The following is a 15330-nucleotide window of genomic DNA, read 5'->3' as shown; positions in this document are numbered from 1 at the left end:
GTGATGGACGATTCGACCGCAACCGAACTGTCCGGCGACGGCGACGGCATCGAGCCGATCGCGATCGTCGGGCTGGCCGCCCGCCTGCCCGGGGCGGCCGACGTGAACGAGTTCTGGCGCAACCTGGTCGACGGGGTGGAGTCGGTCACCGAACTCACCCGGGAGGAGCAGCTGGCCCGGGGCGCGACCACCGAGGAGGTGGACGACCCCGGCTGGGTCAACCGGGCGCCCCTGGTCGACGGCTACGACGAGTTCGACGCCGGGCTGTTCGGGATGACCAGCCGGGAGGCGGAGATCACCGACCCGCAACACCGGCTGTTCCTGGAGACCTGCCACACCGCCCTGGAGGACGCCGGCTACGACCCGTCCCGCTACGACGGCGCCGTCGGCGTCTACGCCGGCACCGGTGGGAACACCTACCTGCACCGCTATGTGCTGCGCAACAAGCGGGTCGGCGGCAGCCCGCACGGCGCCGTGTCGATCGCCACCGGCAACTCGCCGAACTACGTGGCCACCAACGTGTCGTACCGGTTGGACCTGCGCGGGCCGAGCCTCACCGTGCACACCGCCTGCTCGACGTCGCTGGTCGCCTTCCACCTGGCCTGCGAGGCGCTGCGCAACGGCGAGTGCGACATGGCCCTCGCGGGCGGGGTGAACATCGAACTGCCGCACGTCGGCTACCTCGGCATGGAGGGCTTCACCTCGCCCGACGGGCGGTGCCGCCCCTTCGACGCCGGCGCGAACGGCACCGTGTGGGGCAGCGGCGTCGGCGTGACGCTGCTCAAGCGCCTCTCCGACGCGATCGCCGACGGCGACGCGATCCGCGCCGTCGTGCTCGGCAACGCCATCAACAACGACGGCGCCGGCAAGGTCGGCTTCACCGCCCCGAGCATCGACGGCCAGATGGAGGCGATCGCCCAGGCCGTCGCGATGGCCGACGTCGACCCGCGCACCATCAGCTACGTCGAGGCGCACGGCACCGGCACCGCGATGGGCGACCCGATCGAGGTCGCCGCGCTCTCGGCCGTCTACCTGCGGGACACCGACGACCGGGGCTGGTGCGGCATCGGGTCGGTCAAGTCGAACATCGGCCACCTCAGCCAGCCCTCCGGCATCGTCAGCGTCATCAAGACCGTCCTCGCCATGGAGCACGGGCTGATCCCGCCGACGGTCAACTACGAGACCCCCAACCCGGCGGTGGAGTTCGCCGACACCCCCTTCTACGTGGCGAACACCCTCACCAAGTGGGACACCGACGGCGGGCCGCGCCGGGCCGGGGTCAGCTCGTTCGGCATCGGCGGCACCAACGCCCACGTCGTGCTGGAGCAGGCGCCAGCGGCGTACCGGGCGCCGCGGCGGGTGCGGCCGGCGCAACTGCTGCACGTCTCGGCGCAGACCGCCACCGCGCTCGACACGGCGGTGCAGCGGCTCGCCGCGCGCCTCACCGAGGCCGCGGACGCCGGGCCGGAGCACCTCGCCGACGTCGCGCACACCCTGCGGGTGGGCCGGCGGGAGTACCCGCACCGCGCCGCCGTGGTCGCCACCGACCTGCCGACGGCGGCCGCGGCCCTGCTCGACGCGCGGCGCGGACACCGGGGGGTGGCCGACGGCCCCGCCCCGAGGCTGTGTTTCCTCTTCAGCGGCCAGGGCGCGCAGTACGCGGGCATGGGCGCGCAGCTCTACGCCGAGGAGCCAGGGTTCGCGGCCGTGGTCGACGAGTGCGCCGAGCTGCTCCGCCCCGAGCTGGGGCTGGACATCCGTGACCTGATCCTGGGTCGGGAGCCGGACGCGGGAGACCGGCTGACCGAGACCCGCTACACCCAGCCCGCCCTGTTCGTCGTCGAGTACGCGCTGGCCCGGCTCTGGCAGGACGCCGGCGCCCGATCGGCGGCGATGATCGGCCACTCGATCGGCGAGTACGTCGCCGCCACCGTCGCCGGCGTCCTCGACCTGCCCGACGCGCTGCGGGTCGTCGCCGCCCGGGGCCGGCTGATGCAGTCGCTGCCGGCCGGCTCGATGCTCGCCGTCTCGCTCGACGAGTCGGTGATCGCCGAGCGGCTGCCCGAGGGCCTGTCCATCGCGACGGTCAACGGGCCGGGCACCTGCGTCGTCGCCGGGGAGACCGAGGCGGTCGCCGCCTTCGCCGAGCTGCTCAAGGGCAAGAGCAAGGCGCTGCGGACGTCGCACGCCTTCCACTCGCCCATGATGGAGCCGATCCTCGACGAGTTCACCGCGCTCATGGCGTCGGTGACCCTCCGCCCGCCGGCGGTGCCGTTCCTGTCCAACGTCACCGGCACCTGGATCACCGACGCGCAGGCCACCGACCCGGCGTACTGGGCGGCCCACCTGCGCCGGCCGGTGCGCTTCGGCGACTGCGTGGGCACCCTGCTCGGGGAGGGCACCTGGCAACTGGTCGAGTGCGGGCCCGGGAAGCAGCTGGCCAACCTGGCCCGGATGCAGGTCGCCAAGGCGTCCGCCGAGCAGCGCCGGCTGACCCCGCTGGGCAGCCTGCCCGGGCCGGGCGACGCCACCGGTGACCTGGCCACCCTGCTCGGCGCCGCCGCGGCGCTCTGGTGCGGCGGCGTCCCGGTCCGCCTCGGTGCCGACCCGCAGGCCCGGCGGGTCCCCCTGCCCACCTACCCGTTCGAGCGGCGTCGCTACTGGGTCGACCCGGACCCGGAGCAGCCGCGGGCGGCGACGCCGACCGGGCCGCGTCCGCTGCCCGAGTGGTTCGCCGTGCCGGTGTGGCGGCAGGCGGCCCCGGAGCCGGGGACCGGCCCGCTCGGCCGCTGCCTGGTGTTCACCGCCGGTCCGCGCGGCGACGCGCTGCTCGCCGACCTGCGCGCGGCGGGCGCCGAGCCGGTGGAGGTACGCCCCGGTGACGCCTTCGCGGCCACCGGGACCGGCTACCGGCTGCGCCCCGCCGTACGCGAGGACTACGACACGCTGGTCGCCGCGCTCGCGGTCGACGGGGTGCCGACCCGGCTCGTCCACGCGTTGACCCTGGACGGTGCGCCGGCCGGCACCGACATCGCGGCCGCCTGGGCGGCGCAGGACGGCGGCTTCTTCAGCGCGCTGCACCTGGTGCAGGCGCTCGCCGGGGCCGGTCTGACCGCCGAGGACGGCGACCTGCACCTGGACCTGGTCACCGCCGGGGTCGGCGACGTGCGCGGCGACGACCTGGTGCGGCCGGAGCACGCCACGCTCGCCGGTCTGGCCCGGGTCCTCCCCGCCGAGCTGCCCGGCCTGACGGTCCGGCTGGTCGACGCCGACCCGACCGACGACGGCGGGCGGGCGCTGCTGGCCGAGCTGCGCCGGGCCCGGGACGCGCGCCGCGCCGAGGTGGCGTTGCGCGGCGGTCGCCGCTGGGTGGCCGACTACGAGCAGGTCACCCTGGACGCCGAGGGGGAGCCGGGCGCGCTGCGCGACGGCGGGCGGTACGTCATCACCGGCGGCCTGGGCGGCATCGGCATCACCCTGGCCGAGGACTTCGCCCGGCAGGCCCGGGCGCGGCTGGTGCTGTTGGCCCGCTCCGGCCTGCCGCCGCGCGAACAGTGGGACGACCACCTCGCCGTGCACGGCAGCGACGACCGGACCGGCCGGGCGATCGCGGCGATCCGCCGGATGGAGGCCGCCGGGGCGCAGGTGCTGGTGCTCGCCGCCGACGTCACCGACCCGGCCGACTTGCGCCGGGTGCGGGCGGCGGCCGAGGAGGCGTACGGCGGGATCGACGGCGTCGTGCACGCGGCGGGCCTGCCCGGCGGCGGCATGGCGGAGATCAAGGAGCGGGCCGAGGCCGAGCGGGTGCTCGCGCCGAAGCTCGCCGGGACCCTCGCCCTGGCCCAGGTCTTCGGTGACCTGCCGCTGGACTTCGTGGTGCTCTGCTCCTCGATCACCGCGGTGGTCGGTGGCTTCGGCCAGGTGGACTACTGCGCGGCGAACGCGTTCCTCGACGCGCACGCCCGCTCCGGCCAGGGCTGGCGGGCGCCGGTGCTGTCGCAGAACTGGGGCGGTTGGGCCGAGGTGGGCATGGCGGTGGAGACCGCCGCGCCGGCCGGCTTCCGGGCCGCCGGACGGGACACCGTGACCACCGCCGTCGACCACCCGGTGCTGACCACGCGGGTCTCCGCGCCGGACGGCACCGTGCTGCACGGCCTGGTCTCCGCGGCCACCCACTGGGTGCTCGACGAGCACCGCATCGGCGGCGTGCCGGTGGTGCCGGGCACCGCGCACCTGGAGTCGGTGCGGGCGGCGGTCGCGGCGGCGGTTCCCGCGCCGGCCGGGGACGCGGCGGTGGAGCTGCGCGACGTGGTGTTCCTGGAGCCGTTCGCGGTGCCGGACGGCACGGTGGCGCAGTACCGGGTCGAGCTGACGCCGGCCGAGGACGGGGTGGACTTCGCGGTCCGCAGCCTCGCCGGCGGCGTGGAGCGTACGCACGTGCGGGGCGCGGCCGGCTGGACGCGGGAGGCCGCGCCAGCGGCCGGGGCGGCGACGGTCACGGGCCGGCGGGTCGACGACGACGCGTCGTTCGGCCGGGGCCGGACCAGCATGCTGACGTTCGGGCCGCGCTGGAACGCGCTGCGCGAGCACCACCTCGCCGACGGCGAGGAGCTGGCCCGGATCGAGGCGCCCGCCGAGGTCGCCGCCGACCTGGCCGCCTGGGGTCTGCACCCGGCCCTGCTCGACGTGGCGACCGCGTTCGGCCGCGGTCAGGGCTCCGGCACCTACCTGCCGCTGTCGTACGGGCGGATCGTGGTGCGCGGGGCGCTGCCGGCGCGCTTCACCAGCCACCTGCGGCACCGGCCCAGCGCCACCGACGAGGTGGTGGCCGCGGACCTGAGCCTGCGCGACGGCGACGGCCGGGAACTGGTCGCGATCAGTGACTTCGTGCTGCGCCGGGTCGACCAGGGCGCGGTCACCGGCGGCCTGACCGCCGCCGCGCCGACCGGTGCGGCCGACGGTGCCCCCGCCGGGTCGGGCGAGGACATCCGCCCGGTGGACGGTGCGGAGGCGTTCCGGCGCAGCCTCACCGCCGGGCTGGGCGCCCAGGTCGTGATCGCCACCCGTACGGTGGCCGACATCCGCGACCGCGCCGGCCGGGTGACCACGGAGAGCCTGGAGGGTGAGCCGGAGACGACGGCCGCCTCGCCGGCCGCGACCGGTGGCGGATCGGCCGCGCCGACCACCGAGCTGGAGATCGCCATCGCGCAGGTGTGGCGCGACGCCCTCGGGGTGGCCGAGGTGGGGGTCGACGACGACTTCTTCTCCCTCGGCGGCAACTCCCTGGTGGCGGTGCAGCTGATCGCCGCGGTGCGCAAGGCCACCGGGGTCCGGCTGCCGATGCGCAGCCTCTTCGAGACGCCCACCGTGGCGGGCCTCGCCGCCCGCATCGAGGAGCTGCGGACCACCACCCCCGCAACCGAGGAACCGGCCGCGGCGGCGAGCATCCCCGCCATTCCGCGGCTGCCCCGTGCCTGACCCCGAGAACCAGGAGAACCGAACCATGAGCGACACGATCGCCACGCTCCCGGTGGTCGTCGAGAACGACGGCCGACGCCTCACCGACCTCATCGCCGACCGGCGCGCGGAGCTGCGCGCCACGCTCGCCGAGCACGGCGGGCTGCTGTTCCGTGGCTTCGACGTCGGCGGGGTGGACGGCTTCGACCAGGTGGTGCGCGCCCTGTCCGGGGAGCCACTGATCTACACCGAGCGGTCCTCACCCCGGCACGCCATCTCCGGCCGGGTCTACACCTCGACCGACTACCCCCCGGACGAGGAAATCTTCCTGCACAACGAGAACTCGTACCAGGCCCGCTGGCCGTTGACGCTGTTCTTCTACTGCATCACCCCGCCGGAGACGCGAGGCGCGACGCCGCTCGCCGACGTCCGCCGCGTCTACCGGGAGATCGACCCCGCGGTGCGGGAGGAGTTCGTCCGGCGGCGCTGGATGCTGGTGCGTAACTTCCACTCCGACTTCGGCACCCCGTGGCAGCACGTGTTCAACACCGACGACCGGGCCGAGGTCGAGGCGTACGCGGCGGCGAACCGCATCGAGCTGGAGTGGCGCGGCGCGGACGGCCTGCGTACCCGGGCGGTGCGGGACGTCGTCCACCGGCGCCCCGGCTCGGACACCCCGCGCTGGTTCAACCACGCGACGTTCTTCCACGTGAGCACCCTTCCGAAGGACTACCAGGAGGGCCTGCTCGCCATGTTCGGCGCCGACGGGCTGCCGTCGAACACCTACTACGGCGACGGGGGCGAGATCCCCGCCGACGTGATGGACCACCTGCGGGCCGCCTACCGGGCCGCGACCGTCCGATTCGACTACCAGCGCGACGACGTGCTGGTGGTGGACAACATGACCGCCGCGCACGGGCGGGAGCCGTTCACCGGCGCCCGGAAGATCGCCGTCGCGATGGCGGAGCCGCACACCCCTGAGAGCAACGGAGAGCAGTGATGGCCGAAACCCGATTCCTCGTCGTCCGCAACGACGAGGAGCAGTACTCCATCTGGTCGGCCGACCGGGAGCTGCCGGCGGGCTGGCACGAGACCGGGTTCGCGGGCGACCGCGAGGAGTGCCTGGCGCACATCGACACCGTGTGGACGGACATGCGGCCCCGGTCGGTGCGGGAGGCGACCCCGTGACCCGCGAGTGGACCTTCCCGGCCTCGTACGCGCAGGAGCGGGTCTGGATCGCCAACCAGCTCGACGCCGACTCGCCGGTCTTCAACGTCTCCAACCCGTGGCGCTTCCCCACGGGCACGACCCGGGAGCAGGCCGTCGAGGTGCTCCAGCGGGTGGTGGACCGGCACGAGTCGCTACGGACCCACCTGCGGGTCGACGACGGCACGCTGGTGCAGGTGGTCCGGGCGACCGAGCCGGTCGACCTGCCGGAGATCGACCTGCGCGGGCTCTCCGACGCCGACCAGGTGCGGCGGTTCGACGAGGCGCTGACCGAGCTGGGGCGTACGCCGATCCCGCTGGACGCGCCGCCGCTGTGGCGGGCCCGGCTGGCCCGCCTCGGCGACGACCGGTACACGCTGATGTTCGTGGTGCACCACGCGGTGTTCGACAGCCGCTCGGCGGTGCTCCTCGCCGCCGAGTTGGCCGCGTTCAGCCGGGCCGTGACGACCGGCGCGCCCGTCGACCTGCCCGAGCTTCCCATCCAGTACGCGGACTACGCGGTGTGGCAGCGCGAGCAGCTCGTGGGGGAGGAGCTGGACCGGCAGCTCGCCTTCTGGCGGGCCCACCTGGCCGGGGCGCCCACGGTGACCGGCCTGCCGCTGGACCGGCCCCGCCCGGCGCAGCTGGGCTTCGCCGGCGACGAGGTGCACTTCGACCTGCCCGAGGGCCTGCTCGACGGGGTGGGTGAGCTGGCCACCGAGGCGGCGGCCACGCCGTACATGGTGCTGCTGGCCGCGTTCGCCGCGCTGCTGTCGCGGATCTCCGGCGACGAGGACGTGGTCGTCGGTGTCTCCACCGCCGGCCGGGACAACCCCGAGCTGGCCCCGCTGATCGGCATGTTCGTCAACCCGGTCGCGCTGCGCTGCGACCTGACCGACGACCCGACCTTCGCCGACCTGCTCGCCCGGGTCCGCGGCGGCCTGGTCGACGCGATGGAGCACGGCGACATCCCGTTCCAGCGGATCGTCGAGGCGGTCGCGCCGAACCGTGACCCGGCCGTGCAGCCGATCTTCCAGACCGCGCTGAACTTCATCCCCGACAGCGGCTTGGATCCGGTGGCGCTCGGCACCACCAAGGACGACCTGGCCTTCGACATCACCACCACGACCAGCCGGCTGGTCTACCGGACGGCGCTGTTCGACCGGGGGACCGCCGAGACGCTCGCCGCCCGGTACGCGCGGCTGCTCGCCGCGGCCGTCGCCGCCCCGCAGCTGCGGGTCTCCGCCCTGCCGCTGCTCGACGACGCGGAGCGGCAGCGGGTGCTGCACACCTGGAACGACACGGCCCAGGAGGTGCCGACCACCACGGTGGTGGACGAGGTGCAGCGGCGGGCGGCGGCCACGCCGGACGCCACCGCCCTGGTCCACGACGGTGTGCCGCTGTCGTACGCCGAGCTGAACGCCCGCGCGAACCGGCTGGCCCGGGTGCTGGTCGCCCGGGGCGTCGCCCCGGAGACCCGGGTGGCGCTCGCGCTGCCCCGTTCGGCGGAGCTGGTGGTGGCGATCCTCGCGGTGCTCAAGTCCGGTGCCGCCTACGTGCCCGTGGACACCGGCTACCCGGCCGGCCGGATCGCGTACCTCATCGAGGACGCCGAGCCGGCGCTGGTGCTGGCCAGCGCGGAGACCGCGGGGCTGGTCCCGGCGGGCGCGCTCACGATCGACGCCGGCACCGGTGCCGACCTGGCCGACACCGACCTGACCGACGCCGACCGGCTCGCCCCGCTGCACCCCGGGCATCCGGCGTACGTGCTCTACACCTCCGGGTCGACGGGCCATCCCAAGGGCGTGGTGGTCGCGCACCGGGCGCTCGCCGCGTACCTCGCCTGGGCCCGGCACACCTATCCGGGCCTGACCGGCACGGCCCTGCTGCACTCACCGGTCTCGTTCGACCTCACCGTCACCGGCCTGCTCGGCACGCTGACCGCCGGCGGCACGGTCCGGCTGGCCGCGTTCGACGCCGCCGCCGCCCGGGCCGGTGGCCGACCCACCTTCCTCAAGATCACCCCAAGTCACCTGCCGCTGCTCGAACCGGACCTGTCGCCCACCACCGACCTGGTGATCGGCGGCGAGGCGCTCGGCGGCGAGCAGTTGGCCGGTTGGCGGGGCGGCCACGCGTCGGTCGCGGTCGTCAACGAGTACGGGCCCACCGAGGCGACCGTCGGCTGTGTGGCCGCCCGGATCGCGCCGGGGGAGACGGTTCCCGCGGGTCCGGTGCCGATCGGGCACCCCACCTGGAACACCCGGGCCTACGTGCTCGACGCGGCGCTGAACCCGGTGCCCCCGGGCGTCGTCGGCGAGCTGTACGTCGCCGGGGAGCAGCTGGCCCGGGGCTACCACCGTCGGCCGGCGCTCACCGCCGAGCGCTTCCTGCCCTGCCCGTACGGCATTCCGGGGGAGCGGATGTACCGCACCGGTGACCTGGCCCGCCGCCGGGCCGACGGCGCGCTGGAGTACCTGGGCCGCCGGGACAGCCAGGTGAAGGTCCGGGGCATGCGGATCGAGCTGGGCGAGATCGAGTCGGTGCTGCTGGCCCGTCCCGACGTGCGGGAGGCGGTGGTGGTGGTGCGCGGCGACTCCGGCGACCCGGCGCTGGTCGCGTACGTCGTCGGCGCCGCCGACCCGGCGACCCTCGCCGCGGACCTGGCCCGGGAGCTGCCCGCGCACCTGGTGCCGGCCGCGTTCGTCGGGCTGGACGCGCTGCCGCTCACCCCGAACGGCAAGCTGGACACGGCGGTGCTCCCGGCGCCGGCGGCCACCCCCGAAGCGGGCGGGTTCGTGGCCCCGCGCACCGACGCCGAGGCCCTGGTCGCCGAGGTCTACGCCGAGATCCTCCAGGTGGACAAGGTCGGCGCGCTCGACGACTTCTTCGCCCTCGGCGGCAACTCGCTGCGGGGCATGCGGGCGATGGCCCGGATCCGCGCCGAGGTGGAGGTCGAGCTGCCGATGCGGGCCCTGTTCACCAGCCCGGTCGTGGCCGACCTGGCCGCCGAGATCGAACAGCGGATCGCCGCCGAACTCGACGAGCTATCCGACACCGAGGTCGCCGCGCTGCTCGCGGCGGAGAAGGACAGTCCCTGATGACCGACCTGAAGGATCCGGCGCGGGACGCCGCCCGGCAGGCCCTCATCGCGCAACGGTTGCGGCGGCGGCAGGCCGCCGCGCCGGCCGCGCGGATCAGTCCGCGTCCGCCGGGGGCCGAGGTGCCGCTGTCGTACGCCCAGGAGCGGGTCTGGTTCATGGACCAGCTCGCCCCGGGCGAGGCGGCGTACCACATCGCGGTGCCGCTGCGGGTGCGTGGCCCGCTCGACCTGGCCGCGCTGCGCGGCGCGCTGGACGGGCTGACCCGGCGGCACGAGTCGTTGCGGACCCGGTTCCCGGCCGACGCCGACGGCCGCCCCACGGTGGTGGTCGAGGACACGGTCGAGGTGCCACTGACCATCGTGGACGCCGCCGACGCGACCGCCGCCCAGGAGCTGGTGGACGCGGCCGCCGCCGAACCGTTCGACCTGGCGGGCGGGCCGCTGCTGCGTGCCCTGCTGATCCGCCTCGGGCCGGAGGACCACGTCCTCTTCCTCGGCCAGCACCACATCGTCGGTGACGGCTGGTCGGTCGACGTGCTGCTGCGCGACCTGGTCACCCTCTACCGGGGTGGTGAGCCACCCGCGCTGCCCGTCCAGTACGGCGACTTCGCCGTCTGGGAGGCGCGGGAGCTGGCCGGGCCGCAGGCCCAGCGGCACGTGGCGTGGTGGAAGCAGCGGCTCGCCGGCATCACCCCGCTGGAGCTGCCGCTGGACCGGCCCCGCCCGGCCACCCAGACCTACCGGGGCGACTTCGTCGAGTTCACCCTGGACAAGGCGACCACCGACGGCCTGAACGCGCTCGCCGCCGCCCACGGCGGCACCCTATTCATGACGCTGCTCGCGGCGTACCACGTCTTCCTGGCCCGGCACGCCGGCCAGGACGACTTCGCGGTCGGCGCGTCCGTCGCCGGCCGGTCCGCACCGGAGCTGGAGAACGTGGTCGGCATGTTCGTCAACATGCTGCCGCTGCGGGCAGAGCTGGCCGGCGACCCGACCTTCACGGAGCTGCTGGAGCGCACCCGGCGCAGCGTGCTCGACGCGCTGGAGCACGGCGACGTGCCGTTCGCCCGCGTCGTCCACGAGCTGGGGTTGCCCCGCGACGTCAGCCGCTCGCCGGTGTTCCAGGCCATGTTCGTGCTCCAGAACTACGACATGGGCCGCTACGCCGACGTGCCCGAGACCGGCGACGTCACGTTCGACTGGAACCCGATGGAGCTGCGGGCCACCCGGTTCGACTTCGAGCTGCACGCGGTGGAGACCGTCGACGGGCTCTGGGGGAAGCTGGTCTTCAACACCGACCTGTTCACCCGGGACACGGTCGAGCGGATGGCCGGCCGGTTCACCGCGCTGCTGCGGGCGGCGGTGGCCGCCCCGGACACCCCGGTCTCCGCGCTGGCCGTGCTCGCCGCGGCCGAGCGGGAGCTGCTGGCCGCGTGGAACGACACGGCGGCGGACTTCCCGCGCACCCAGACCCTGCACGGGCCGGTCGAGGAGCGGGCCGCGCGCACCCCGGACGCGGTGGCGCTGCGCTTCGAGGGCCGCTCGGTGACGTACGCCGAGCTGAACGCCGCCGCGAACCGGATCGCGCACCGGCTGCGTGCCTCCGGCGTGGGGCCGGAGACGCTCGTCGGGGTCTGCGCGGAGCGCTCCGTCGAACTGGTCGCCGCCCTGCTCGGCGTGGTCAAGGCCGGCGGCGCCTACCTGCCGTTGGATCCGGAGTACCCGGCGGACCGGCTGGCGTTCATGGTCACCGACGCGGGCGCGCCGGTGGTGCTGGTGCAGGAGCACCTGCGCGACGTGCTGCCCGAGACCGGCGCCACGGTGCTGGCCCTCGACGACGACCGGGTGTGGGCGGGCCAGCCGAGCACCGACCCGGCCCCGCTGGCCGGCCCCGCCCACCTCGCCTACGTCATCTACACGTCCGGCTCGACGGGCCGCCCCAAGGGCGTGCCGAACACGCACCGGGGCATCGTCAACCGGCTCGACTGGATGCAGCGGACCTACCGGCTCGGCTCGGACGACGCGGTTCTCCAGAAGACCCCGGCGAGCTTCGACGTGTCGGTGTGGGAGTTCTTCTGGCCGCTGCGGGAGGGCGCGCGGCTGGTGCTCGCCAAGCCCGGCGGCCACAAGGACGCCGGCTACCTGCGGGACCTTCTGGTCGCGGAGCGGGTCACCACCGCCCACTTCGTGCCGTCGATGCTGACCGTCTTCCTCGCCGAGGACGGCGTCGAGGCGGCCACCGCGCTGCGCCGGGTGATCTGCTCGGGCGAGGAGCTGCCGCTGGCCACCGCCATCGACTTCACCGCCCGGCTGCCCTGGTGCGGGCTGCACAACCTGTACGGCCCGACCGAGGCCGCCATCGACGTCAGCTCCTGGCACTGCGACCCGGCGCTGCTGGCCGGGCTCACGAGCGTGCCGATCGGGGCGCCGATCACCAACCTGCGGCTGCACGTGCTCGACGCGGCGGGCAACGAGTGCCCGGTCGGCGTGGCCGGCGAGCTGCACATCGGCGGGGTCGGCCTGGCCCGCGGCTACCACCGCCGGCCGGCCCTGACCGCCGAGCGGTTCGTGCCAGACCCGTTCTCCGGTGAGCCCGGCGCCCGGCTGTACCGCACCGGTGACCTGGCCCGCTGGCGGCTCGCGCCCGGTGTGGCCGCCGCGTCGGGTGCGCCTGCTCCGGGCGACGCGGGTCCCTCCGGGGTCATCGAGTTCCTCGGCCGCATCGACCACCAGGTCAAGCTGCGCGGGTTGCGGATCGAGCTGGGCGAGATCGAGAGCGCGCTGCGGGAGCTGCCCGGCGTCACCGAGGCCGCGGTGGTCGTCCGGGAGGACAGCCCGGGCGACAAGCGGCTGACCGCGTACGTGGTGGGGCCGGCCGAGCACGCCCCGCTGAAGGCGGCGCTCAAGGAGACGCTGCCCGAATACATGGTGCCCGCGGCGTTCGTCACGCTCGACGCGCTGCCGCTGAGCCCGAACGGCAAGCTGGACCGCAAGGCTCTGCCCGCGCCGGTGGTCACCCGCGAGGCGTCGGTGGCGCTGGTCGAGCCGCGCGACGACACCGAGCGGCTGCTCGCCGGGATCTGGTCGGAGGTGCTCGGCGTGCCGACCCTCGGCATCGACGACGACTTCTTCGACCTCGGCGGGCACTCGATGCTCGCCACCCAGGTGGTCGCGAAGATCCGCAAGGCGGAGCACGGCGGCCGCGCGGTCGGCGTGATGGACCTGTTCCAGCAGCGAACCGTCCGGGAGTTGGCCGCGTTCATGACCGGCGCCGCCGGTGAGGAGGGCCCGCGTCGGCTGCTCTACGAGCTGACCAAGCCGATCCCGGCGGCGCAGCGGGTGGTCAGCTACGTCTGCGTTCCGTACGGCGGTGGCAGCGCCATCGTCTACCAGCCGCTCGCCGACGCGCTGCCCGCCGGGCACGCGCTCTGGTCGCTGGCCATCCCCGGTCACGACGTGGGGCTCAGCGAGGACGCGGTGCCCTTCGACGAGCTGACCACGCGGGTGGCCGAGGAGATCCTGGAACGCGTCGAGGGTCCGCTCGTCCTGTACGGCCACTGCGGGGTGGGCAGCGCCATCGTGACCGAGGTGGCCCGCAAGGTGGAGGCCGCCGGTCGTGAGCTGGATGCGCTCTACATCGGGGCGATGTTCCCGTTCGCCCGCCCGAAGGGTCTGTTCGCCGCCGTACGCGCTCGGTTGGAGAAGCTGCGCAGCAACAAGCACTACGCGAGCTGGCTCAAGTCGATGGGCGTGGACACCGACGAGCTGGACCCGGAGCAGGCCGACCGGATCATCAGCAACATGCGCGCCGACTCGCGCGCGTCGGAGGAGTACTTCACCGGGCTGCTCGACCGGCAGGCGACCAAGCTGCGCGCGCCCATCGTCTCGGTGGTGGGCTCGGAGGACCCGGTGACCGACTACCACACCGAGCGGTACGCCGAGTGGCAGTTCCTCAGCGACCGCCTCGCGCTGGTGGTGCTCGACCAGGCCGGGCACTTCTTCCTCAAGTACCGGGCCGAGGAGCTGGCGGAGATCGTCACCCGCACCCACCGGGCGGTGGCCGCCGGTGACGTCGCCGAGCTGACCCGCGAGGCGCGCGGGGAGGACGCCGGCTGGGCGGTCCACGAGACCCTCCGGGTCGGCGTCGACGACGCGCCGCAGCGCGCCACCGTCCGCCCGAGCATGACCCGGTTCGTGGCGGTCACCGCCGGGCAGCTCGTCTCGACCACCGGGTCGGCGCTGACCGCGTTCGCCCTGCCGATCTGGCTGTTCACCCAGACCGGTTCGGTGGCCGACCTGGGCCTGCTCTGGGCGCTCGCGCTGATCTGCGGTGTGCTGATGCTGCCGGTCGCCGGGGCGATCACCGACCGGGTCAGCCGGCGCAAGATCATGATGATCGCCAGCAGCAGCGCCGGCTCGATCCAGGTGGTGCTCGCCGCGCTGCTCTGGACGGACAACCTCGCGCTCTGGCACATCTACGGCCTCGTGGCCCTCAGCCAGGTGGCCGGATCGTTCCAGCGGATCGCGTTCCAGTCGGCCGTGCCGCAGCTCGTGCCGAAGCGCTACCTCGGCCACGCGATGGGCATCACCCAGCTCTCCAACGGCTTCGCGATGCTGCTCATGCCGGTGTTCGCCGCCGGCCTGCTCGCCGCCATCGAGCTGAAGGGCATCCTGCTGCTCGACGTGGCGAGCTACGTGATCGCCGTGCTCACCCTGGCCCTGGTCCGCTTCCCCGACACCCTCGGCTGGCGGCCCCGGGAGCGGCTGCTGGTGGCCATCGCCAACGGCCTGCGCTACTCCTGGCAGCACCGCGGGTTCCGGCTGATGCTCGGCTACTTCGCGCTGGGCAACATCTTCCTCGCCCCCGCGCTGGTGCTGGTCACTCCGCTGGTGCTGTCCTTCGGCACCGCCACCCAGGTGGCCCAGGTGGCGCTCGCCGAGGCGCTGGGAGCGGTCGCCGGGGGCGTGCTGATGTCGCTCTGGGGCGGCCCCCGCCGCCGCCGGATGATCGGCGTGCTGGTCGGCAACCTCGGCACGGCGGTCGGCTGCGTCCTCATCGGCCTGGACGCCTCCGTCGCCATGATCTGCGTCGGGGCGTTCTGGCTGGCCATGGCGATGACCACCGCGCAGTCCATCTACGCGACCATCGTCCAGGTGAAGGTGCCGCAGCGCTTCCACGGTCGGGTGTTCAGCCTCAACCAGACCATCTCCTGGTCGACGCTGCCGATCGGGTTCGCGCTGCTCGCGCCGGGAGCCACCAGCCTCTTCGAGCCGATGCTCGCCCCCGGTGGCGCGCTGGCCGGGTCGGTGGGCGCGGTCATCGGCACCGGTCCGGGTCGCGGCATCGGCTTCGCGTACGTCTGCTTCGGCGCGGCCCTGGTGCTCATCACCCTCGGCGGGTTCGCCATCCGGCTGCTGCGTCGCTTCGACATCGAGGTCGAGGACTCCCTGCCGGACGACCTGATCGGCGCGCAGGAGCGGGAACGGCGGCTCGCCGCCCGCGCCGCCGAGCGCGAGGCCGACAAGGTGCCGGTCGCCGCGTGACGGCACGGGGCCTCCGGTCGACC

The 15330-nt window shown here is 74.5% G+C and carries 5 protein-coding genes; all 5 read left to right on the top strand.

The genetic code is table 11. The features are described 5' to 3' along the window. The first annotated feature begins 3 nt into the window (after positions 1-3). From GA0070620_RS09655 to GA0070620_RS09635, 5 genes are read left to right on the top strand one after another with little or no spacing between them, the layout of a single operon-like run. Positions 4-5478 carry a type I polyketide synthase gene (locus GA0070620_RS09655; protein WP_091589547.1) on the top strand — a complete coding sequence of 1825 codons (5475 nt, stop codon included), beginning with the start codon at positions 4-6 and terminating at the stop codon, positions 5476-5478. A gap of 25 nt (positions 5479-5503) precedes the next feature. Next, a complete protein-coding gene (locus GA0070620_RS09650) occupies positions 5504-6457 on the top strand; it encodes a TauD/TfdA family dioxygenase (protein WP_091589546.1) in 954 nt (317 codons plus the stop codon). Continuing rightward, the gene (locus GA0070620_RS09645; RefSeq protein ID WP_091589545.1) at positions 6457-6645 is read left to right on the top strand and encodes an MbtH family protein; all 189 of its coding nucleotides are present in this window, start codon (positions 6457-6459) and stop codon (positions 6643-6645) included. Before GA0070620_RS09650 ends, GA0070620_RS09645 begins: the two co-directional genes overlap by 1 nt. Then, the gene (locus GA0070620_RS09640; RefSeq protein WP_091589544.1) at positions 6642-9761 is read left to right on the top strand and encodes a non-ribosomal peptide synthetase; all 3120 of its coding nucleotides are present in this window, start codon (positions 6642-6644) and stop codon (positions 9759-9761) included. The genes GA0070620_RS09645 and GA0070620_RS09640 overlap by 4 nt, the downstream gene beginning before the upstream one ends. Next, complete coding sequence (locus GA0070620_RS09635) at positions 9761-15307, top strand: non-ribosomal peptide synthetase/MFS transporter (RefSeq protein ID WP_091589543.1); 5547 nt, start codon at positions 9761-9763, stop codon at positions 15305-15307. Before GA0070620_RS09640 ends, GA0070620_RS09635 begins: the two co-directional genes overlap by 1 nt. Positions 15308-15330 lie beyond the last annotated feature (23 nt).

The organism is Micromonospora krabiensis (assembly GCF_900091425.1).
GTDB lineage: Bacteria > Actinomycetota > Actinomycetes > Mycobacteriales > Micromonosporaceae > Micromonospora > Micromonospora krabiensis.
This window is presented reverse-complemented; position numbering and strand designations above follow the sequence as displayed.

What these genes read in the sequence shown, in the direction of transcription:
- GA0070620_RS09655 (WP_091589547.1), top strand. Translation starts at nt 4, where the DNA reads ATGGACGATTCGACCGCAACCGAACTGTCCGGCGACGGCGACGGCATC.
- GA0070620_RS09635 (WP_091589543.1), top strand. Translation starts at nt 9,761, where the DNA reads ATGACCGACCTGAAGGATCCGGCGCGGGACGCCGCCCGGCAGGCCCTC.
- GA0070620_RS09650 (WP_091589546.1), top strand. Translation starts at nt 5,504, where the DNA reads ATGAGCGACACGATCGCCACGCTCCCGGTGGTCGTCGAGAACGACGGC.
- GA0070620_RS09645 (WP_091589545.1), top strand. Translation starts at nt 6,457, where the DNA reads ATGGCCGAAACCCGATTCCTCGTCGTCCGCAACGACGAGGAGCAGTAC.